23 protein-coding genes and 1 pseudogene are annotated in these 19,662 nt (G+C 67.6%); 5 read left to right on the forward strand and 19 right to left on the reverse strand.

The features are described 5' to 3' along the window. Positions 1-26: 26 nt before the first annotated feature. From rpsQ to AC5Y4C_RS02470, 12 genes are all read right to left on the reverse strand, one after another. Positions 27-359 (reverse strand): 30S ribosomal protein S17, encoded by a 333-nt coding sequence (rpsQ, locus tag AC5Y4C_RS02415; RefSeq protein WP_499912276.1) that lies wholly within the window; start codon positions 357-359, stop codon positions 27-29. Next, positions 359-592 (reverse strand): 50S ribosomal protein L29, encoded by a 234-nt coding sequence (gene rpmC / locus AC5Y4C_RS02420; RefSeq protein ID WP_499965023.1) that lies wholly within the window; start codon positions 590-592, stop codon positions 359-361. Before rpmC ends, rpsQ begins: the two co-directional genes overlap by 1 nt. After that, the gene (gene rplP, locus AC5Y4C_RS02425) at positions 592-1,008 is read right to left on the reverse strand and encodes a 50S ribosomal protein L16 (protein ID WP_499912280.1); all 417 of its coding nucleotides are present in this window, start codon (positions 1,006-1,008) and stop codon (positions 592-594) included. Before rplP ends, rpmC begins: the two co-directional genes overlap by 1 nt. Positions 1,009-1,011: 3 nt before the next feature. Next, entirely contained in the window at positions 1,012-1,872 is an 861-nt protein-coding gene (rpsC, locus tag AC5Y4C_RS02430) for a 30S ribosomal protein S3 (RefSeq protein ID WP_499912282.1), read from the reverse strand. After that, a complete protein-coding gene (rplV, locus tag AC5Y4C_RS02435) occupies positions 1,872-2,414 on the reverse strand; it encodes a 50S ribosomal protein L22 (protein WP_499912284.1) in 543 nt (180 codons plus the stop codon). Before rplV ends, rpsC begins: the two co-directional genes overlap by 1 nt. After that, a complete protein-coding gene (gene rpsS, locus AC5Y4C_RS02440) occupies positions 2,411-2,692 on the reverse strand; it encodes a 30S ribosomal protein S19 (RefSeq protein ID WP_003925848.1) in 282 nt (93 codons plus the stop codon). Before rpsS ends, rplV begins: the two co-directional genes overlap by 4 nt. 12 nt (positions 2,693-2,704) lie before the next feature. Beyond that, positions 2,705-3,547 carry a 50S ribosomal protein L2 gene (rplB, locus tag AC5Y4C_RS02445; protein ID WP_499912287.1) on the reverse strand — a complete coding sequence of 281 codons (843 nt, stop codon included), beginning with the start codon at positions 3,545-3,547 and terminating at the stop codon, positions 2,705-2,707. An 18-nt stretch (positions 3,548-3,565) separates the two neighbouring features. After that, positions 3,566-3,868, reverse strand: coding sequence for a 50S ribosomal protein L23 (rplW, locus tag AC5Y4C_RS02450; protein ID WP_499965025.1), 303 nt, complete (start codon positions 3,866-3,868; stop codon positions 3,566-3,568). Then, positions 3,868-4,524 carry a 50S ribosomal protein L4 gene (gene rplD, locus AC5Y4C_RS02455; RefSeq protein ID WP_499912293.1) on the reverse strand — a complete coding sequence of 219 codons (657 nt, stop codon included), beginning with the start codon at positions 4,522-4,524 and terminating at the stop codon, positions 3,868-3,870. The genes rplW and rplD overlap by 1 nt, the downstream gene beginning before the upstream one ends. Next, positions 4,524-5,177, reverse strand: a complete 654-nt coding sequence (gene rplC, locus AC5Y4C_RS02460; protein WP_499912297.1) for a 50S ribosomal protein L3 — start codon at positions 5,175-5,177, stop codon at positions 4,524-4,526. Before rplC ends, rplD begins: the two co-directional genes overlap by 1 nt. 15 nt (positions 5,178-5,192) lie before the next feature. After that, complete coding sequence (gene rpsJ, locus AC5Y4C_RS02465; RefSeq protein ID WP_003883485.1) at positions 5,193-5,498, reverse strand: 30S ribosomal protein S10; 306 nt, start codon at positions 5,496-5,498, stop codon at positions 5,193-5,195. Between the two features lie 362 nt (positions 5,499-5,860). Beyond that, positions 5,861-7,375: a carboxylesterase/lipase family protein gene (locus AC5Y4C_RS02470; protein WP_499965037.1), complete on the reverse strand. Its 1,515-nt coding sequence runs from the start codon at positions 7,373-7,375 to the stop codon at positions 5,861-5,863. 139 nt (positions 7,376-7,514) lie between these two features. Here AC5Y4C_RS02470 and AC5Y4C_RS02475 point away from each other — a divergent pair, with 139 nt between their 5' ends. Together AC5Y4C_RS02475 and AC5Y4C_RS02480 are read left to right on the forward strand one after the other, a co-directional pair. After that, on the forward strand, positions 7,515-8,765 hold the full coding sequence (locus AC5Y4C_RS02475) for a cytochrome P450 (protein WP_499912302.1): 1,251 nt from the start codon (positions 7,515-7,517) through the stop codon (positions 8,763-8,765). Positions 8,766-8,879: 114 nt separating this feature from the next. Then, positions 8,880-10,541, forward strand: a complete 1,662-nt coding sequence (locus tag AC5Y4C_RS02480) for an MFS transporter (protein ID WP_499965039.1) — start codon at positions 8,880-8,882, stop codon at positions 10,539-10,541. Here AC5Y4C_RS02480 and mftG read toward each other — a convergent pair. The 7 genes from mftG to mftA all read right to left on the reverse strand — a co-directional run bounded on the left by mftG (position 10,458) and on the right by mftA (position 16,891). Then, a complete protein-coding gene (gene mftG, locus AC5Y4C_RS02485; RefSeq protein WP_499965027.1) occupies positions 10,458-11,894 on the reverse strand; it encodes a mycofactocin dehydrogenase MftG in 1,437 nt (478 codons plus the stop codon). The genes AC5Y4C_RS02480 and mftG overlap by 84 nt on opposite strands. A gap of 7 nt (positions 11,895-11,901) precedes the next feature. Continuing rightward, positions 11,902-13,314 carry a mycofactocin biosynthesis glycosyltransferase MftF gene (mftF, locus tag AC5Y4C_RS02490; protein WP_499965029.1) on the reverse strand — a complete coding sequence of 471 codons (1,413 nt, stop codon included), beginning with the start codon at positions 13,312-13,314 and terminating at the stop codon, positions 11,902-11,904. Next, a complete protein-coding gene (mftE, locus tag AC5Y4C_RS02495) occupies positions 13,311-14,051 on the reverse strand; it encodes a mycofactocin biosynthesis peptidyl-dipeptidase MftE (protein WP_499965031.1) in 741 nt (246 codons plus the stop codon). Before mftE ends, mftF begins: the two co-directional genes overlap by 4 nt. Positions 14,052-14,176: 125 nt before the next feature. After that, positions 14,177-15,361 carry a pre-mycofactocin synthase MftD gene (gene mftD, locus AC5Y4C_RS02500; RefSeq protein ID WP_500007960.1) on the reverse strand — a complete coding sequence of 395 codons (1,185 nt, stop codon included), beginning with the start codon at positions 15,359-15,361 and terminating at the stop codon, positions 14,177-14,179. 2 nt (positions 15,362-15,363) lie between these two features. Then, positions 15,364-16,524, reverse strand: a complete 1,161-nt coding sequence (gene mftC / locus AC5Y4C_RS02505; RefSeq protein WP_499963264.1) for a mycofactocin radical SAM maturase — start codon at positions 16,522-16,524, stop codon at positions 15,364-15,366. Then, on the reverse strand, positions 16,524-16,793 hold the full coding sequence (gene mftB, locus AC5Y4C_RS02510; protein ID WP_499912317.1) for a mycofactocin biosynthesis chaperone MftB: 270 nt from the start codon (positions 16,791-16,793) through the stop codon (positions 16,524-16,526). Before mftB ends, mftC begins: the two co-directional genes overlap by 1 nt. A 2-nt stretch (positions 16,794-16,795) precedes the next feature. After that, positions 16,796-16,891 carry a mycofactocin precursor MftA gene (gene mftA, locus AC5Y4C_RS02515; RefSeq protein ID WP_499912319.1) on the reverse strand — a complete coding sequence of 32 codons (96 nt, stop codon included), beginning with the start codon at positions 16,889-16,891 and terminating at the stop codon, positions 16,796-16,798. Between the two features lie 87 nt (positions 16,892-16,978). On the opposite strand from mftA, the pseudogene mftR reads away from it, so the two are divergent. The 3 genes and pseudogenes from mftR to AC5Y4C_RS02530 all read left to right on the forward strand — a co-directional run. After that, positions 16,979-17,551, forward strand: a pseudogene (gene mftR / locus AC5Y4C_RS02520) (mycofactocin system transcriptional regulator MftR); the annotation flags it as partial. Positions 17,552-17,690: 139 nt separating this feature from the next. Then, positions 17,691-18,209 (forward strand): RNA polymerase sigma factor, encoded by a 519-nt coding sequence (locus AC5Y4C_RS02525; protein ID WP_499963266.1) that lies wholly within the window; start codon positions 17,691-17,693, stop codon positions 18,207-18,209. After that, positions 18,206-19,480 carry a VOC family protein gene (locus AC5Y4C_RS02530; protein ID WP_499963268.1) on the forward strand — a complete coding sequence of 425 codons (1,275 nt, stop codon included), beginning with the start codon at positions 18,206-18,208 and terminating at the stop codon, positions 19,478-19,480. The genes AC5Y4C_RS02525 and AC5Y4C_RS02530 overlap by 4 nt, the downstream gene beginning before the upstream one ends. Positions 19,481-19,662: the final 182 nt, after the last annotated feature.

The following is a 19,662-nucleotide window of genomic DNA, read 5'->3' on the forward strand; positions in this document are numbered from 1 at the left end:
GCGTCATCGGCACGCCGCGGGTGGGACTACTTGGCGCGCTCCAACACCTCGACGAGCCGCCAGCGCTTGGTTGCGGACAGCGGACGCGTTTCCATCAGCGAAACGCGGTCACCGATGCCGGCGTCGCCGTTCTCGTCGTGCGCCTTGACCTTCTTGGTGGTGCGGATGATCTTGCCGTACAGCGGGTGCTTCACCCGGTCTTCCAGCTCGACGACGATGGTCTTTTGCATCTTGTCCGACACCACATAACCGATCGCGGTCTTACGACGACCGCGCGGCTTCTCCTTGCGCGGAGTGTACTTGGGGCCCTTCGGCTTTGCGGTTCCAGTGCCGCCCGTGGCGGAAGCCTGCTCTGCCATTACGATTCCTCACTGCCGGGGCCGGAGGCCAGCCCCAACTCACGTTCACGCAATATCGTGTACACGCGTGCGATTTCGCGGCGCACGGTGCGCAGCTGACGGTTGTTGGACAGCTGGCCGGTGGCCGACTGGAAACGAAGGTTGAACAGCTCTTCCTTCGACTCCCGCAGCCGCTCGACCAACTCCTCGTCGGTGAGCTCGCGCAGTTCGCCAGCGGAGGTTCCCACTGCCATCAGAACTGCTCCTCTCGGGTCACGATGCGTGCCTTGATCGGCAACTTGTGGATCGCCCGGGTCAGCGCGGCCCTGGCGGTCTCCTCGTTGGGGTAGCTCAGCTCGAACAGAATGCGGCCGGGCTTGACGTTGGCGACCCACCATTCCGGCGAGCCCTTGCCCGAACCCATGCGGGTTTCGGCCGGCTTCTTGGTCAGCGGGCGGTCCGGGAAGATGTTGATCCACACCTTGCCGCCACGCTTGATGTGCCGGTTGATCGCGATACGCGCCGACTCGATCTGCCGGTTGGTGATGTACGCGTGTTCCAAGGCCTGGATGCCGTAGTCGCCGAAGCTGACCGTGGTGCCGCCGCTGGCCATGCCGCGCTGACGCGGGTGATGTTGCTTGCGGTGCTTGACCTTACGGGGAATCAACATGGCTCAGCTCCCTGACTCATTCGAGGTGCCACTCGTCTGAACATCGGGCGCAGAACCGGTTTCGACTGCCGCCGCAGCCTCCTGCGCCGGCGAGCCCTCCTCGGCAGCGGCTCGGCTCACGTCGGTGCCGGTCGCGGTGGTGCCCGACGCGCCGCTGCGGCGCGGCCGGGTGCCCGACGGACGCTCCCGGCGCGGACGGTCCGCCGCTGGTGCCGCGGCCGCGAGTTCGCGCTTGCCGCCGACGATGTCGCCCTTGTAGATCCACACCTTCACGCCGATCCGGCCGAACGTCGTCTTCGCCTCGTAGAGGCCGTAGTCGATGTCGGCGCGCAGCGTGTGCAACGGAACGCGGCCCTCGCGGTAGAACTCCGAGCGGCTCATCTCTGCGCCGCCGAGCCGGCCTGAGCACTGCACCCGGATGCCCTTGACGTTGGGCTGACGCATCGCCGATTGGATTGCCTTGCGCATCGCGCGGCGGAACGCCACCCGGTTCGACAGCTGCTCGGCGACGCCCTGTGCGACCAACTGTGCTTGCGACTCAGGGTTTTTCACCTCGAGGATGTTCAGCTGCACCTGCTTGCCGGTGAGCTTTTCCAGGTCTGCGCGGATACGGTCAGCCTCGGTGCCGCGCCGGCCGATCACGATGCCGGGACGTGCGGTGTGAATGTCGACGCGGACGCGGTCGCGGGTGCGCTCGATCTCCACGTCGGCGATGCCGGCGCGCTCCAGACCGGTGGCCAGCAGCCGCCGGATCGCCACATCCTCTTTGATGTAGTCGGCGTACTGCTTGTCGGCATACCAGCGGGACTTCCAGTCGGTGGTGATACCGAGCCGGAAGCCGTGCGGGTTGATCTTCTGGCCCACTACTGCGAGCCTCCCTTCGCTTCCTGTGAAGCCTCTTGCGCCTTCGCCGTCGCCTTCTTCGCGGGCTCCGCCTTCTTCGCGGGCGCCTTCTTCGCGGGCGCCTGCTTCGCGGGCGCCGCCTTCGCGGCTGCCTTGCTGGCCTCGGCCCGCTTCGCGCGCGTCGACCGCCCCGATCGTTCGTCGCGGCGCGGACGGCTCTCCACCACCGCGGTGATATGGCTTGTGCGCCTGCGGATCCGGAACGCACGGCCCTGAGCGCGCGGACGGATGCGCTTGGCGGTCGGACCCTCGTCGGCGGTCAGCGTGGCGACGACGAGCGTCGACGGGTCCAGCCCGTTGTTGTTCTGCGCGTTGGCCGCCGCACTGGCGATCACCTTGGCCACCGGGCCGCTGGCCTGCTGCGGAGCCCAGCGCAGGATGTCCAGCGCCTCCGCGACCGGCTTGCCGCGCACCAGGTCGATCACGCGGCGGGCCTTGGTCGCCGACACTCGCACGAAGCGCGCCTTGGCTGTCGCACTCGGGTACGTCTCAACAGAAGTCATCGCCTCTTGCTCTTCCGGTCGTCCTTGATGTGGCCCTTGAACGTCCGGGTCGGCGCAAACTCACCGAGTTTGTGGCCCACCATCGCCTCGGTGACGAACACCGGGACGTGCTTGCGGCCGTCGTGCACCGCAAACGTGTGCCCGATGAAGTCGGGGATGATCGTGGACCGGCGCGACCAGGTCTTGATGACCTGCTTCGTGTTCTTCTCGTTCTGCGCGTCGACCTTCTTGAGCAGATGGTCGTCGACGAACGGGCCCTTCTTGAGGCTGCGTGGCATTACCTATCGCTCCTACCGGTGATGCTTCTTGCCGGTGCGCCGGCGTCGGACGATGAGCTTGTTGCTCGCCTTGTTCGGTTTGCGGGTGCGGCCCTCGGGCTTGCCCCACGGGCTGACCGGGTGGCGGCCACCGGAGGTCTTCCCCTCGCCGCCGCCGTGCGGGTGGTCCACCGGGTTCATCACGACACCACGGACCGTGGGGCGCTTGCCTTTCCAGCGCATGCGGCCGGCCTTGCCCCAGTTGATGTTGGCCTGCTCGGCGTTGCCTACCTCGCCGACCGTGGCGCGGCACCGCACGTCGACGCGCCGGATCTCGCCGGACGGCATGCGCAGCGACGCGTAGCTGCCTTCCTTGCCGAGCAGCTGGATGCTCGACCCAGCCGAGCGGGCCAGCTTCGCACCGCCGCCGGGACGCAGCTCCACCGCGTGGATCAGGGTGCCGGCCGGGATGTTGCGCAGCGGCAGGTTATTGCCGGGCTTGATGTCTGCGTTCGGGCCGGACTCCACCACATCGCCCTGCGAAAGACCCTGCGGCGCAATGATGTAGCGCTTCTCGCCGTCCAAGTAGTGCAGCAACGCAATGCGGGCGGTGCGGTTCGGGTCGTATTCGATGTGGGCGACCTTCGCGTTCACGCCGTCTTTGTCGTTGCGGCGGAAGTCGATGACGCGATACGCACGCTTGTGGCCGCCGCCCTTGTGCCGGGTGGTGATGCGCCCGTGTGAGTTTCGCCCGCCATGCCCGTGCAGCGGACGCACCAGCGACTTCTCCGGGGTGGAGCGGGTGATCTCAGCGAAATCCGAGACGCTGGCACCGCGACGGCCGGGCGTCGTGGGCTTGTACTTGCGAATTGCCATCTCTGCTAACTCTTTCCCTTACGCGGGCGCGCCGAACAGGTCGATCGGCTTGCTGCCGGGGGCCAGGGTCACGATCGCGCGCTTGGTGTCCTTGCGCTTGCCGAATCCGGTGCGGGTGCGCTTACGCTTGCCCGGCCGGTTGGCGGTGTTCACCGACGCCACCTTGACGTTGAAGATCTTCTCGATCGCGATCTTGATCTGCGTCTTGTTGGAGTCGGGGTGCACGATGAACGTGTACACATTGTCCTCGATCAGCCCATAGGACTTCTCTGAGATCACCGGGGACAAGATGATGTCGCGGGGGTCGGTCACGGTCGCCATCAGGCCGACACCTCCTGAGTCTTCGCATTCGCCGCGATGAATGCATTCAGCGCCTCTACCGAGAACACCACGTCGTCGGACAGCAGCACGTCGTAGGTGTTCAGTTGATCCGGCGAAAGCACATGCACCCCAGGCAGATTGCGAACGCTCTTGGCGCCGGTCTCGTCGGTACGGCCGATGACCACCAGCACGCGCTTGCGGTCGGTGAGCTCGGCGAGGAACGACTTGGCGCTCTTCGTCGACGGGGTCTGGCCTGAGACGATCTCGGTGACCGCGTGGATCCGCCCGTTGCGGGCACGGTCCGACAATGCGCCACGCAGTGCCGCGGCGATCATCTTCTTCGGGGTGCGCTGGCTGTAGTCCCGGGGCTTCGGACCGTGCACGGTGCCACCGCCGGTGAACTGCGGCGCACGCGTCGAACCCTGGCGGGCGCGGCCAGTGCCCTTCTGACGGTACGGCTTGCGGCCGCCGCCGCTGACCTCGCCGCGGGTCTTCGTGGAGTGCGTGCCCTGGCGGGCCGCCGCACGCTGGGCCGTCACCACCTGGTGCATCAGCGCGATGTTGGCCGGGGCGTCGAACAGCTCGGCGGGCAGCTCGACGGTGCCGTCGGTCTTGCCGCCCGGGCTGCGGACGTCGATCTTGAGGGTGTCAGCCATTACTTCTCACCTCGTTTGACGGCGCTGCGCACCATGACCAGCCCTCCGCGGCGGCCGGGGATCGCGCCTTTGATCAACAGCACGCCGTTTTCGGCATCGACCTTGTGCACCAACAGGTTCTGGGTGGTGACGCGCTCGTTGCCCATCCGCCCGGCCATCCGCGTGCCCTTGAATACGCGAGCCGGAGTGGCACAGCCGCCGATCGAGCCCGGCCGCCGGTGCACGGCCTGCGCACCGTGGCTGGCACCCTGGCCCCGGAAGCCATGGCGCTTCATGGTGCCCGCGGTGCCCTTGCCCTTGGAGGTGCCGGTCACGTCGACATAGCTGCCGTCGGTGAAGATGTCGGCGGTCACTTCCTGGCCGACCTCGTACTCCGCGACAGCCGCCGGATCGTCGAGCCGCAGCTCGGCCAGATGCCGGCGCGGGTTCACGCCGGCGGCCGCGTACTGCCCGCCTAGCGGCTTGTTCACCTTGCGCGGGCTGATCTCGCCGTAGGCCAGCTGCACAGCGCTGTAGCCGTCGCGCTCCGGCGTGCGGATGCGGGTGACCACGTTCGGTCCCGCTTTGACGACCGTCACCGGGACCACGCGGTTGTTCTCGTCGAACACCTGCGTCATGCCCAGCTTGGTGCCCAGAATGCCCTTCCTAGCCATGGTGTCTGCCAGCTCCTACTGAATGTTCACGTCGACGCTGGCCGGCAGGTCGATACGCATCAGCGCGTCGACCGTTTTCGGCGTGGGGTCGAGGATGTCGATGAGCCGCTTGTGGGTGCGCATCTCGAAGTGCTCCCGGCTGTCCTTGTACTTGTGCGGAGAGCGGATGACGCAATAGACGTTCTTCTCGGTAGGCAGCGGCACCGGGCCGACCACGCTGGCGCCCGTGCGGGTGACCGTCTCGACGATCTTGCGCGCCGAGGCGTCGATCGCCTCGTGGTCGTAGGCCTTGAGCCTGATGCGGATCTTCTGTCCCGCCACGCTTCTTCCTCACTCCTGTCGCGCCGCCACTGTCGCGGTGCCGCCACTGTTCACCTGTCCTGGTGCACCGGCCCCCGCGGTCGGGTGTGTCGCCCGCACGCAGCCTCAGACGCGGCCGGAAATCCGTCGCGATCGAGGGTGGGACCGGACGCGCCCGTGTGGGCGCCGGTCGTATGCCCTGGCCGGGCAGTCCGCGAAGGCACCGCCCCTGCGCAAGGCAACCTGAACAGTATGCCCTACATCGGGTGCGCCGCCAAATTCCCCCGGGAGCTGACGCCGAGCCCCGCGAACGTGAACCAGCTGCGGCGACACGCCGACTCAGCGCGCACTGAGTTCACGTTCGCGGCCGTTTCGCCACGCGCTCAGTGCACGGTCGCCCAGAACCCGCACTGGTGCTCGTCGTTGAACGAGGTGAACGTGCGCACCTCCGGCGTCTGCAGAGACATCCACGGGCCCTGCTCGCCCTGAAGCGCCGGCCATTCCGGTGCCCCGTCGGCGCGCGGTGTGCCCGTGGCCACGAAGCTGCTCCAGTATCGGATCATTCGGTCTGACAGCTTCTGTTGGGCCGGCGTCAATGACGGCGCTCCCCCGACGTCGAAGAGGTAGCGCAGCTCCAGGGAGTGGCTGGCCCCGACCGGAAACGGCAGCGTCCGCAGTAGATCCGGCGCGGGTGCGTCACGGTCGTTGAATTCGTAACCGTACACCTTCGCGCTGCGCTGCAATCCGACGGCTAATTCGGTTGCCGGACAGGCGAATACAGCGTCAGTGGCGACAGTCGAGTACGCCAGCGCCGGGTCCGGGAAGCGGCTCAGCGGATACTGTTGCAGGATCCGGCCGGCGTCGGCTCCGAAAGCATCGGCCAGCACGGCAGGATAGTCCGGCATCCGGCCCTGCTTCAGATACTGCGTCGCGGCGAACAGCGTGAACTCGTCGCGATTGGTGCCGACCAGCACCGGAACACGCGCCGCCTCTCCCCCGGCGATCGCAGCCATCGGGTCGCGCGGGAGCACCGACGTCCCGGTGACGGGACCGGTGATGCCGTCGCCGGCCAGGCGGTAGTACACCGGCGGCCCGATCAGCTTCTCCACCGGCAGCGCCCGCAGGCACGACGCGGCCAGCCCCGGATCGGGACATCCCGCCGCCGCGGCGTAGTCGAGGCTGATGCGTTCGGCGGTGGCCTGATCGGTTTGCGCCTGGCACGGCCCGCTTTGGATGATCGCGGCCCGAAACAGGCCCGCGGACCCGGGGGCGACGAGGTGGTCGCACACCGACATCGCGCCCGCTGATTCGCCGGCGACGGTCACTTTGGCCGGATCGCCTCCGAACGCGGCGATGTTGTCGCGCACCCAGCGCAGCGCCGCTTGCTGGTCGGCCAGCCCGTAGTTGCCGACGTCGCCGGCGTCGGCCAGTGCCGGATGGGCGAGAAAGCCCAGCGCGCCGAGGCGATAGTTCAACGTGACGACGATCATGTCGCCGCGTGCCGCCAGCCAGCGCGCGTCGTAGATGTCGCCACTGCCGTTGACGAAGCCGCCGCCGTGAATCCAGACAATCACCGGAAGACCCTGCGCGCTACGAGGTTTCGGCACCCACACGTTGAGCGTCAGGCAGTCCTCACTGACGGCTCGGCCGAAGTCGCGGTCGGTCGCCTGGTCTTGAACGCAGCGCGCGCCGTACTTCGACGCGTCACGCACTCCCGGCCACGACGGCGCCGGCTGCGGCGGTTTCCAGCGCAGTGCTCCAACCGGCGGCGCCGCGTACGGAATGCCGGCGAACAGCACGTGGTCGTCGCTGAACGCGCCCCGTAGAGCGCCGGAGAGCGTGTGCACCAGCGTGGAATCGGCGGTGGTCGTCGCGTCGTGGCCGCACGCCGTCACCATGAGAGCCGCGACAAGCAGGGCCGACGCCCAGCCGCGTCGGCGTCCAGAACGCACGTCGCCGAAGCCTACAGACCGGCTCTTCCCCTGACCGCCCGCCATGGTCGAGACTCGTGACCACCGACTCAACGAGGAGAAGGCCATGGGCGCGCCGATTGTCGATGACGCCGCGAGGGTGTTCGCGGATCCCACCTCTTACGCGGACGAGGAGCGGCTGCACGCCGCCATGGCACACCTTCGCGCTCATGCGCCCGTCGCGTACGTCGACGTGCCGCCGTACCGGCCGTTCTGGGCGATCACCAAGCATGCCGACATCATGGCGATCGAGCGCGACAACAACCTGTGGATCAACGAGCCCCGACCGCTGCTGCAGACGGCGGAGGCCGACGACTTGGCGCGCGCTCAACTGGAGGCCGGCATGGGACTGCGCACGCTGATCCACATGGACGACCCCTACCACCGCGACGTACGAGCGATCGGCGCCGACTGGTTTCGTCCAAAAGCCATGAGGGACTTGAAGGTTCGTGTCGACGAACTGGCCCGCCAAACCGTCGACAAGATGCGCGACATCGGGCCGGAATGCGACTTCGTCACCGACATCGCGATGAACTACCCGCTTCAGGTCATCATGTCGCTGCTGGGCATCCCCGAAGAGGACTTCCCTCGCATGCTGACGCTCACCCAGGAACTGTTCGGCGGCGACGACGACGAATACAAGCGCGGAACCACACCGGAGGAGCAGCTGCAGGTGCTGCTGGACTTCTTCGCCTATTTCAACGCGCTGACGGCGTCGCGGCGCGCCCATCCGACCGAGGACCTGGCGTCGGCAATCGCCAACGCCAAGGTCAATGGTGAGCCGCTGTCGGACCTCGACACGGCGTCGTACTACGTCATCGTCGCGACCGCCGGCCATGACACCACCAAGGACGCGATCTCCGGCGGCATGCGTGCGCTGATCGAGAACCCTGACCAGTTGGCGCGGCTGCGCGAGCACCCCGAGCTCATGCCCACGGCGGTCGAGGAAATGATCCGCTGGACCACACCCGTCAAGGAATTCATGCGCACCGCAACGCGAGACACCGAAGTGCGCGGCGTGCCGATCGCCAAAGGCGAGTCGGTGTACCTGGCATACACCTCCGCGAACCGCGACGAGGATGTCTTCGACGAACCGTTCCGCTTCGACGTGAGCCGCGATCCGAACAAGCACCTCGCGTTCGGTTACGGCGTGCATTTCTGCCTCGGTGCAGCGCTGGCCCGGATGGAGATGAGGAGCTTGTTCACCGAGCTCATCCCGCGCTTGGACGCGGTGGAGCTGGCAGGTCGTCCGGAGCTGTCCGCCACCGTGTTCGTCGGCGGCCTCAAGCACCTGCCTGTTCGCTATTCGCTGCGGTAACCGTCGGTGCGGCGGATGTTTGAACGCAAGACTTTCGGTCTATGAACTAGACGACTAGTCTCGAAAAATCCACCGCCCTCGACCGGAAGGACCACCGTGGCCGGTCTGACGACCATGGTCGACACCCTCATGCGGCCCGATGCCAGCACACCCGATGTGACCGACGTTTCCCGGCGGCGACGGACATGGACGCTGGTGGTGGCGTGCAGCGGCGTGGCTTTGGTGATCGCCTCGATGATCGCGTTGAACACCGCTCTAGGCGACATCGCCGTCGCCACCGCGGCCACGCAGACCCAGCTGACCTGGGTGGTCGACGGTTACACGCTGGTTCTCGCCTGCCTGCTGCTGCCCGCCGGCGCGATCGGCGATCGCTACGGACGCCGCAAAGCCTTGCTGGTGGGACTGGCCATCTTCTTTCTCGCGTCGCTGGCGCCGTTGTCGTTCGACAGCCCAATGCAGATCATCGTTTCGCGGGCTGTCGCCGGCGCGGGCGCGGCGTTCGTCATGCCGGCCACGCTGTCGCTACTCACCGTCGTCTACCCGAAAGACCAGCGCATTAAGGCCGTCGGCATCTGGGCAGGCGTCGCAGGCATGGCCGCCGTGGTGGGTCTGCTGGTGCCGGGGTTCCTGCTGAACTTCTGGGAGTGGAAGGCGATCTTCTGGGCGCTGGCCGCCGCGGCGGCGCTGCTGTTCGCGCTGACACTGACTGTGGCGGAATCCCGAGAAGACGACGCGCCGCCGGTCGACTGGCTGGGCGCAACACTGATCGCACTGTCGGTCGCGGTGTTCGTGTTCGGCGTCATCGAAGCACCGACGCGCGGGTGGACCGATCCTGTGGTGACCGTGTCTCTGGTGGCCGGGATAGTTCTCGCCGCGGTGTTCGGCTTCGTGGAGTTGCGCCGTCGCCGTCCGCTACTGGACGTGCGGCTGTTCAAGCGACCCGAATTCGCCACTGGCGCTTTGGCTGTCACGATCTTCTTCTTCGCCAATTTCGGTTTCTTCTACCTGATCATGCAGTATTGCCAAGAGGTGCTTGGCTATTCGGCTTTACACACCGCGCTCGCGCTGACACCGCTGTTCGTGCCCATCTTCATCCTGTGCCTGCTGTCCTTCTGGTATCTGCCGAAACTCGGCCTGCGGCTCGTGCTGTTCACCGGCCTTCTTCTCGTGGCGGTGGGGATCTTCTTCATGCGCACCATGGAGCTCGGCGCTACCTACTTGGAAATGGCGTGGCCGATCACGGTGATGTCGATCGGCATCGGACTGTGCACCGCGTCGGCGACATCGGCGATCATGAACGCCGCGCCCGACGAAAAGCAAGGCGTCGCATCGGCGATCAACGATGCCACCCGCGAAATCGGTGCGGCGCTGGGCATTGCGGTCGCCGGTTCCATTCTCGCCGCGAACTACGCAAACGTGTTGCGCCCCAAGCTCTCGACATTTCCCGAAGCTCTGCGCGGCCCGGCGTCACACTCCCTCGCTGAGGCCATCAAAGCGTCCGAACACCTTGGTCCGCAAGGACATCAGCTGGCAGACGTGGCGAAGGCATCGTTCGTCGAGGCCATGCACTCGTCGTCACTGGCTCTGGCGATCAGCATCGCGATCGGCGCCTGCCTCGTCGGGCTGTGGGCACCGGGACGCGACGGCCAACAGCTGCGGGTCGTGCGTTACTTGTCGGCCCGGTGGCGACGCTCACCCCGCGGTGACGAACTCGGCGGCGCGGTGGGCCAGCATCACGATTGTGGCGTGCGGGCCCCGGCTGGGTATCGCGGGTAGCGCAGCACCGTCGATCACCCACAGTCCCTCGACCCCGCGCACGCGGCACGTCGGGTCGAGCACCGCACGCTCGTCGTGGTCGGCGCCCATCGGCGCCGTCGCGCACAAATGCTGCGACGTCGACCACAGCGGTTCGGCCTCCGGATGGCTGAGCGGGCACAGGTGACTCGCGAGCTGGGCACCCTCGCGCAGGGCCGCGACGTCGGCCGGCTCACTGTCGTAGCGGTGCTCGATGCGTGGCGCCACATCCGGACGGGCCGACCGCACGGTGACCGTTCCACGCGACCGCGGCTGCATCAGCGCCACCCCGACGTGCGGCCAGTCCGGCCGCCCGGCCGTGCCGTCGCCGACCATGGCGATGAAACCGCCTGTGTAAGGCCGAATTTCGAGTCCCGAGCCGGTGTGCAGGACAGCCTCCAGCACCGGACGGCCGGGGCTGCTTCGCCAGCTGGTGGGCATCACCCACTCCGGATGGTCGACACAGTGCATGCCGACCGGTGCGGGTTGTACCACCTCTATTCCGTGGGCGCGCAGACCTTTCTCGTCGCCGATACCCGACAGCATCAGCAGGTGCGCCGTCGCGATCGCTCCGGCGCACAGCACGATGCGGTCCGCCGTCAACGACACGGACCCGTCAGCCCCGACGCCCTCAGCGCTGGTCACCCGGCCGGCCGAGATCCTGAGTCGGCGCACTGTCGTGCGGGTGAGCAGTGTCAGGTTGGGCCGGTCCAGAGCAGGTGCCAGGATGGCCGAACCCGGCTGGACCCGGGTGCCGTTGTCGACATTGAGCGGTACCGCGCCCACCCCGGTTGCCGCGTCCGCCGGGTGCACGGCGCCGTTGAGGTCCGGTATCCAGTCGAAGCCGGCATCACGCGCCTTCTCGACGAATTCTGCTGTGCTGTCGGACATTTCGTTGATCCGCTGCACGGTGATCGGTCCCGAGCTGCCGTGCGCCGGGCCGTCGAAGTTCAGGTCGGTTTCCGTGTCGCGGAAGTGACGCAGCACATCTGACCAGCTCCAGCCGGGAAGTCCCCACGCGTCGAAGTCGCCCGGCAGACCGCGGCAGAAGTAGCCACCGTTGACCGCACCGGAGCCGCCGACCACCGCACCCCGGACGACCAGCGTCGGGCGGCGCGGATGCTGTGTCAGCAGAGTCTCGAACCGGTGCACCAGACGGCTTCCGGCACCCACCGGCAGCACCGAACCGTCCGCCACCACCGCCGCGACATCCGGATCGGTCGCCGACGGTCCGGCCTCCACCACGGTGACCCGGCACCGTTCGTCGGCGGAGAGGCGCTCGGCGACAACACATCCTGCGCTACCGGCGCCGATGACCAAGACGTCGCTGTGCAACGGCTGGCTATGTCCGAATCTGCGGCTTCAACGGTCCGGGATGACGCTCCTGGACCATTCCCATCCACATTCCGGTGCCGTAGGCGAGATCGTCGAGACGCTTGAGCGCCAGGTAGGTCAGAACGCCGAGCTGCTTCGTCTGCCGGTCGACGTTGTTGTGCCGGCTCAACCAGTCCGCCACCCCGTCGACCACTGCAGCCATCAGCACAATGTGCCGGCAGCGCCGGAAAAGTATCGCGGCCAACAGCGCGATCGGCCAGTAGTGGCGGCAGATCGCCGAGGCCAGTTGTAACGCTGCGCCTCCTAGGCCGCGCGCGGCGAGCACAGCGACATCGCGCGGTTTGGAGTCCACCCCGTCGAGCGTGTTGGCGATCCTGCGCGCCATCAGCACTGTGATGACCATCGACACCAGATAGCTCATGCACGACCCCATGGCCAGCAGCAGCCACAACACCAGGCTCCAGCCGGAGATGACCAGCGGAGCGGTCTTGTCGGGATGGCGGACCGACAGCGGCGCCGCAGAACTACCATAGAAGGCCTTGCGGGACAACCATTCTCGAACACCGACCCGATGGTCGTGGGCCACCAGCGCGATCGGCTCGTAGCGCAGCCGGGCGCCGGACTCGACCAGCCGCCAGCACAGGTCGACGTCCTCGCCGCAGCGCAACGTCTCGTCGAAACCGCCGGCGGCCAGCAGCGCCGAGCGTCGGCAGATGACCGCCGCGCTGGGCACATAGGACACGGTTCCGTACGGGACCACCGGCGCCTCGCGCCGCCCGAGATCCAGCGACGAGCGCACCGCCTCGTAGCGGGCGATCATGTTGTCGCTCTGGGTGAGCCCGATGATCCGCGGTGCCACCAGCGCCACGGCTGGGTCCACGAAGTGCCCTAGCAGCGCCTCCAGCCAGCCGCGGCGAGGCACGACGTCGGAGTCCAAGAACGCGACGAAGTCGGTGGTGCAGGCCGCCAGCCCGGTGTTGCGGGCCGCTGCGGGTCCCTTGCTCCGGGAGTGCCTGATCACCTGAACCTGGCAGCTGAAGCGCTCGAAGTCGGACTCCCTCACCGGTATCGCGGAGCCGTCGTCGACCACTACCACCCGCAACCCGCGCAGCGTCGACAACAGGCGGCGAAGACCAAACATGTTGTCTCGCACCGGAATAACGACGGTCACGTCGCGATGGGACGGGCCACCGGACGGCCGCGGGTGGGCCACCGTGGCGTCCAGCAGCGCCCGCGCCAGCTGTGCGGTGACAGCGTCGTGCACCTCCAGCCGGCCATTGTCCAGCAGGCTGCGGGCCGACGGCGCCAGCCGCAGCAGGCGGGTGGGCGACCCACCGAGAAGGGCGGCGTTTGCGCCGAGAACACGCACACGCCGGTCGACCTGGACGGCGAATCCGTCCGGCAGCCGCGGCTGGGTCATGTCAGCATTCCGTCGCCGCCTGGGGCCCAGCGCCGGACCCGGGCGACGCAGACGTCGGCCATCTGCCGAAAGAGACGCGCGCCAGCCTCGGCCGTCGCCGTGGTGGGGTCCCCCAGCACTCCTACCTCGCTCACTGCGGCTACTCCGCCGCGGCGCATGCTCGACATCAAGTCCGCTAGCGGAGACACGTTACCTGCACGACGCTCGTCGAGTCGCACAGTTGAGGGTGAAATGTGCAGCAATATCGACGTTTCTGTATGTCCGGCGTGCGCGTCGCAGCCCGGCACCGCACACGGGCACCACGCGACGTCGCGTTCTTCGCTCCTCAGCAGTCGCACCGCCGCGACCAGCGCGTCGAGGTTTCCGCCGTGACCGTTGACGAACACGATCCGCGGCGCCCACGCGCACGCCGAGCGTCCGAACTCGACCAGCAGCTGCTCGAGCACCGCCGTTCCGATCGAAATCGTCCCGGCGAAACCCTGATGCTCTCCGCTCGACCCGTAGGCGACCGCGGGTGCGGCGAGGGCCGGCTGACCAGCAGCGGCGAGGGCAGCGACGATGGCGTGCGTGACTGCGGCAGCGATGCGGGTGTCGGTGTCCAGCGGCAGGTGGGGTCCATGCTGCTCGGTGGAGCCCACCGGCACCACCACGATTGGCGACGCATCTTCGACCTGCTTCGACGTCGACTTCCCCAACTCCGTCGGGAAGGTCACGTGGCGATCGTAGGCCGAATTCATCTGGGATACATCAGATGTTGGGGGATGAGAAATCTTGCTTCGTCAAATGCCTAGCCTCTGACCCTCATCGTTCACGGCAGCACCGTCAGTCCCGTCGGCACCATCGCGGGGTCGCCGGGTCGTCGTCAACTCCGGTCGCGCGGCTCTCCCAACGACCGGGTGAAGCCGGGCGGCACGACGACGTCGTCGGGACGCAGGTCGTGAATCGACGACCGGCCGAGCCCGCGCAGCGCCGAGTCGATGCCGCCGCGAAGGATGTCGAGCACGTTCTCCACGCCGGCCTGTCCGGCGGCGGCGAGACCCCACAGGTAGGCACGACCGATCATCACGCCGCGGGCGCCCAAGGCCACCGCCTTGACCACGTCGCTACCCCGGCGGATGCCGCCGTCCAGCAGCACCTCGACGTCGCCGCCCACCGCGTCGACGATCGCGGGCAGGGCCCGGATCGGAGCGGGTGTGGAATCGAGGTTGTTTCCTCCGTGGTTGGACACCGAGATCGCCGAAACACCCGCGTCCACAGCGCGTTTCGCGTCGTCGACCCGCATCACGCCCTTGAGCATGAAGGGCCCGCCCCACAGTTCCCGCAGCCAGGCGACGTCGTCCCAGGTGGGCGGTGGGGTGTTCATCCATTCCCCGTACGCGGTGAAAAACGGTGGGCCTTGTTCGCCGCGGCGCGCCTGGTTGGGCACGCGCAGGTCGGGCGGTCGCATGGTCTTCGCCCACTCCCACAGCCAGGCGGGCCTGGTGAGGCCAGTCGGCAGCATCCGCACGGTGGTGCGCAGGTTCATCGCCTCAGGGATCTTCGGGCTGCCCCAGTCGCGACCGTGCGAGAAGCTCCAGTCCGTGGTGAGAATGAGCCCCGCGGCCCCGGCGTCGCGGGCACGCTGGACCCGCTGTGCGATCGCGTCGCGATCGCCGAGCCAGTAGATCTGGAAGAACAGCTTGGGGTTGGCGGCGATCACCTCTTCGATGGGCTTGCTCGCGAACGACGACAACCCCATCGCGGTGCCGCGAGCGGCGGCTGCCCGCGCGACGGCTACTTCGCCGTCTGGGTGAACCGCCTGCACCCCGGTCGGCGAGATGATCACAGGAAGCGAAATATCTTGTCCCAGAACGGTTGTCGCCATATCACGTTTCTCGGTGGCGCCGATGACGTGGGGCGCGAAGCCCAGTTCGCTGAAGGCCTCGACGTTGTCAGAGGCGGTCACGCCCTTTTCGCTGGCGGCCACCAATGCCGAGTACACCGGCTTGGGCAGCCGCTTTCTGGCCTTCTGCTGCGCGAACGCCACCGTTTCGAACCACTGAGCCATCGCTACACCGGGCTTTCGTTGCACAGGCGCGCCGGCGGGCGGGGCGCCAGTCTCAGCGGGACAGGACCACGACGCGAATGGTCGCCGCTGGGCCGGGGCACATGTCGAGGCTGCGCCAGCGCGGGCGCTCCGTAGCCTTGAACGCATTCCGGGTCCGGGCCGTCCATCGGCAGGCCGGTGAAGAACTTGGCAGCCATGCAACCGCCGCGGCAGCTGTCGTAATGCCCGCAGCTGTTGCACGCTCCGGCTGATTGTGGCTCACGCAGCTCCCGGAACAGCGGCGCGGTCTTCCACACGTGGTCAAATCCGCCGTCGCGCAAGACGTTTCCGGCCAGGAAGCGGTCGTGGATAGCGAACGGGCAGGCGTACACGTCGCCGACGGGGTCGATCAGGCACACCACCCGACCGGCGCCGCACAGGTTCAGGCCGGCGAGCGCTCCGGGCGCACCCAGCGGCGACAGGTGAAAGAACGAGTCGCCGGTGAGCACACGCTCACCGTGGTCCACCAGCCAGTGGTAGAGCTGCACCTGCTGCTCTGCGGTCGGATGCAGCTCATCCCACACGTCGGCGCCACGGCCGGAGGGGCGAAGTCTGGTGATGCGCAGCGTCGCGCCGTAACGGCTTGCCAGCGCGGCGAATTCGTCGAGCTGGCCGATGTTGTGGCGGGTGACCACCACCGAGATCTTGGCGTCTTCGAACCCCGCAGCCTGCAGATGATCGAGCGCCCGCAATGCCATGTCATACGAGCCGGGGCCGCGCACCGCGTCGTTGACCGCGGCGGTGGCGCCGTCGAGCGAAATCTGGACGTCGACGTAATCGCTGGCGGCGAGTTGCTCGGCCCGCGCCCGGGTGATCCGGACACCGTTGGTGGAGAACTTCACACCGACGTGATGCGCGGTGGCATAGTCGACGAGCTCCCAAAAGTCTTGGCGGACAGTCGGTTCGCCACCGCCGACGTTGACGTAGAAGACCTGCATACGCTCGAGCTCGTCGATCACGTCCATGCATTGGCGCGTGGTCAGCTCGCGCGGATCGCGGCGGCCCGACGACGACAGGCAGTGCACGCAGGCGAGGTTGCACGCGTAGGTCAATTCCCACGTCAGGCAGATCGGCGCGTCGAGGCCGCGTTCGAACTGCTCGACCAGACGAGGCATGGCCGTCATCACGCCTCCTGACCGATCAGCATGTCGGAAGCCGCCAGGGTTTCCAACGCGCGAAGGTAAGGCCGCTCGGCACCGTCCTGCACTCCGGCCGCGCGGCACGCGGCGCGAGCATCCGGGTGGTCACCGAGCGACTGCACGATCATCAGGATCGTGCGGTCCTTCAGAAACGACAGCTTGCGTGTGCCGAAGTGATAGAGCAGCGCACCGAACGGCTCGGGCCGCACCGCGACCTGAGGGTGCAGCCGCCAGCGTCGGGCGGGGTCGAACATGCCTAGTAGACGCCGCACATGCCGTCGATGGAGACCTCTTCGACGAGCGTCTCGGTGACCAAGTCCTCTTCGGTGTGCACCTGTGCGTTGGGTTCCATCGGGCTGCCTTCCTGCTGGTGGGGTCTCGACAGACTGCGGTTGAGTCGACAGAATATGGCATCGAGTGCCGTAATGGAAGGGCAGGTCTGGTGCAATCCAGAGTCGGCCGGCGCAGGTCGACCACACGCCACCACATCACCGATGTGGCCATCGACCTGTTCGCCCGCCGCGGGTTTGCCGAAGTCAGCGTCGACGACGTCGCCGAGGCGGCCGGGATCGCCCGCCGGACACTATTCCGGTACTACCCGTCGAAGAACGCGATTCCGTGGGGCGACTTCGACGCACATCTGCAGCATTTGCGCGAACTGCTGGCTGCCGTCGATCCCGGTGTGCCCGTCGAGCAAGCGCTGCGCGATGCGCTGTTGGCGTTCAACACGTTTGACGCATCCGAGACCACACGACACCGACTGCGCATGCAAGTGATCCTGCGAACCACGGAGCTGCAGGCGTACTCGATGACCATGTACGCGGGCTGGCGGGAAGTCATCGCAGAGTTCGTCGCCGCGCGGGCCGGCACCAAGCCCGATGACCTCGCACCGCAGACCGTCGCGTGGGCGTTGCTGGCGGTGTCGCTGGCGGCCTACGAGCATTGGCTTGCCGACGAGTCGGTGTCGCTGACCGACGCCTTGGGCGACGCGTTCGACGTGATCCGCCCGGGTGGCGAACTCCCCCTCCCCCCGCGAGCGGGCGTGTCTGTACGGCGACACGCCGCGAGTAGCCGTACAAGACCGCACGCTCGCGCAGAAAAAGTCGCGCACGAGGCGTCGGAGTTCGGCGGCCGGCGGCGACGATAAGGGTGTGAGCGCCGAACCTCGCCCGCCCGACGCTCCGCGTGCGCTGCTCGCCCTCTACGACCAGGCGCTGCCCGCGGTGTACGGCTACTTCGTGCGCCGCTGCGGCGACCGGCGCGCCGCGGAGGATCTCACGTCGGAGACCTTCCTTGCGGCGATGGACAGCGCACGCAAGGCCGAACCGCCCGACATCAGTGTGCCGTGGCTGATCGGCGTCGCCAGACACAAACTGGCAGACCACTTTCGGCGTGGGCACGACCGCCATGCGATCTCTGTCGCCGATGTTCCGGAGGCCACGGACCCTACCGACACGTGGGACGCGCAGCTGGACCGGCTGGTCGCCGAGGCCACGCTGCGACGATTGCCCGAGCCGCAGCGCACGGTGCTGGTACTGCGCTACATGGACGACTGCTCGGTGCCCGAATGCGCGCAACTGATCGGCCGCACCGTCCATGCCACCGAAGCGTTGCTCGTGCGGGCACGCCGGGCTTTTCGCAACCACTACGAGGAAGGAGGTGCGCAATGACGGATCCGCTCGACGTGCTGCGCGCCGACGACCTTCCGGTGCACCCCGATCCCGAGTTCGCGGCCCGGCTGCGGGCCCGGCTCGAATTTGCACTGTCCCTACCCGCCGGCACAGAAGGAGTTGAGATGAGCGGCACTGCGCAGGCCATCGCCGAGCTGACCGAACCCGCTGACACGTATGCGGCGCCGCCGCGTCCGGCCGCCCTGCCGTACCTCGCTGTCGCCGACGCGCGCGCCGCCATTGCCTGGTACACCGACGCGCTGGGCGCCGTCGTGGTCGGCGAGCCGATCGTGATGGAGGACGGGCGCATCGGTCACGCCGAGCTCGCCTTGGCCGACGGCGTGCTCTACCTCGCCGACGAATATCCCGAGCTCGGCCTCAGAGCCCCTGCGCCGCAAGCTGTTTCGGTGAGCCTGATGCTGCACGTCGCGGACATCGATTCCGCGTTGGCCCGGGCCCGCGCGCACGGAGCGCAGGTGCAGCGCGATATCTACGAAGGCCATGGTGGCCGCAACGCCACCATCATCGACCCGTTCGGGCATCGCTGGATGCTCACCAGCCCGCTGGCCGCGCCTGTCGAGACGATTCGGCACGGCGACCTCGGCTACGTCTCGGTATGGACGCCGGATGCCGACCGGGCCGCGGCGTTCTACGGCCACGTGCTGGGATGGACCTACGACGCCGCCAGGCACATGGTGATCAGCACCGAGCAGCCGGTCGGAATTTTTCCGGTCGACTCCGCACCGACGCTGTTCTGCTGCTACGCGGTCGACGACCTGCAGGCCGCCGCGCAGGCGATCCGCGATGCGGGTGGCCAGCTCGGCGACCAGCGGACGTTCGACTTCGGCACCGTGCTCGACGCCACCGATCCCAGCGGCACCAGGTTCGCGGTTTATCAACCCGTCGGCCAGCCTCCACGGCCACAGCTCAACGGTGCGGGGCCAGGCGAATTGTCCTATGTCACTTATGAAGTCGAAGACTCGGCGGCGTTCCGCGAGTTCTACGGGCGGGTGCTCGGTTGGAGCTTCGAGCCGGGCCGCATCGACGACGGCTGGCAGATCACCGGCACGCACCCGATGGCCGGCGTCGCGGGAGGCAACGCCGCAGCCACCACCGTGCCGATGTGGACGGTGGCCGACATCACCGAAGCGGTGGCGCGGGTGCGCGAAGCCGGCGGGACGGTGCTTCAGGAGCCGACGAGGCAGCCCTATGGCCTCATGGCGCAATGTCGTGACGACCAGGGCGGCCGGTTCTACCTCGGCCAGTTCTGAGCGTCACTAGCGTCCACGGGCGCGGACGCGTCCACGGGCGCGGGCACGGGCACGGGCACGAGCACGAGCACGAGCACGAGCACGAGCACCAGCACGAGCGTGCGCCGTCGTACGTCTCGCGTCGGCGTGTCGGTGTACAGACGCGCACACTCGCGGCAACAGGCCAACAGGCCAACAGGCCG

Source organism: Mycobacterium sp. NGS35, assembly GCF_059812855.1.

Coding starts and splice junctions, on each gene's coding strand:
- rpsQ (WP_499912276.1), bottom strand. CDS start 359: ATGGCAGAGCAGGCTTCCGCCACGGGCGGCACTGGAACCGCAAAGCCG.
- rpmC (WP_499965023.1), bottom strand. CDS start 592: ATGGCAGTGGGAACCTCCGCTGGCGAACTGCGCGAGCTCACCGACGAG.
- rplP (WP_499912280.1), bottom strand. CDS start 1,008: ATGTTGATTCCCCGTAAGGTCAAGCACCGCAAGCAACATCACCCGCGT.
- rplV (WP_499912284.1), bottom strand. CDS start 2,414: ATGACTTCTGTTGAGACGTACCCGAGTGCGACAGCCAAGGCGCGCTTC.
- rpsS (WP_003925848.1), bottom strand. CDS start 2,692: ATGCCACGCAGCCTCAAGAAGGGCCCGTTCGTCGACGACCATCTGCTC.
- rplB (WP_499912287.1), bottom strand. CDS start 3,547: ATGGCAATTCGCAAGTACAAGCCCACGACGCCCGGCCGTCGCGGTGCC.
- rplW (WP_499965025.1), bottom strand. CDS start 3,868: ATGGCGACCGTGACCGACCCCCGCGACATCATCTTGTCCCCGGTGATC.
- rplD (WP_499912293.1), bottom strand. CDS start 4,524: ATGGCTGACACCCTCAAGATCGACGTCCGCAGCCCGGGCGGCAAGACC.
- rplC (WP_499912297.1), bottom strand. CDS start 5,177: ATGGCTAGGAAGGGCATTCTGGGCACCAAGCTGGGCATGACGCAGGTG.
- AC5Y4C_RS02470 (WP_499965037.1), bottom strand. CDS start 7,375: ATGGTGACGGCGTGCGGCCACGACGCGACGACCACCGCCGATTCCACG.
- AC5Y4C_RS02475 (WP_499912302.1), top strand. CDS start 7,515: ATGGGCGCGCCGATTGTCGATGACGCCGCGAGGGTGTTCGCGGATCCC.
- AC5Y4C_RS02480 (WP_499965039.1), top strand. CDS start 8,880: ATGGTCGACACCCTCATGCGGCCCGATGCCAGCACACCCGATGTGACC.
- mftF (WP_499965029.1), bottom strand. CDS start 13,314: ATGACCCAGCCGCGGCTGCCGGACGGATTCGCCGTCCAGGTCGACCGG.
- mftE (WP_499965031.1), bottom strand. CDS start 14,051: ATGAATTCGGCCTACGATCGCCACGTGACCTTCCCGACGGAGTTGGGG.
- mftD (WP_500007960.1), bottom strand. CDS start 15,361: ATGGCTCAGTGGTTCGAAACGGTGGCGTTCGCGCAGCAGAAGGCCAGA.
- mftC (WP_499963264.1), bottom strand. CDS start 16,524: ATGACGGCCATGCCTCGTCTGGTCGAGCAGTTCGAACGCGGCCTCGAC.
- mftB (WP_499912317.1), bottom strand. CDS start 16,793: ATGTTCGACCCCGCCCGACGCTGGCGGCTGCACCCTCAGGTCGCGGTG.
- mftA (WP_499912319.1), bottom strand. CDS start 16,891: ATGGAACCCAACGCACAGGTGCACACCGAAGAGGACTTGGTCACCGAG.
- AC5Y4C_RS02530 (WP_499963268.1), top strand. CDS start 18,206: ATGACGGATCCGCTCGACGTGCTGCGCGCCGACGACCTTCCGGTGCAC.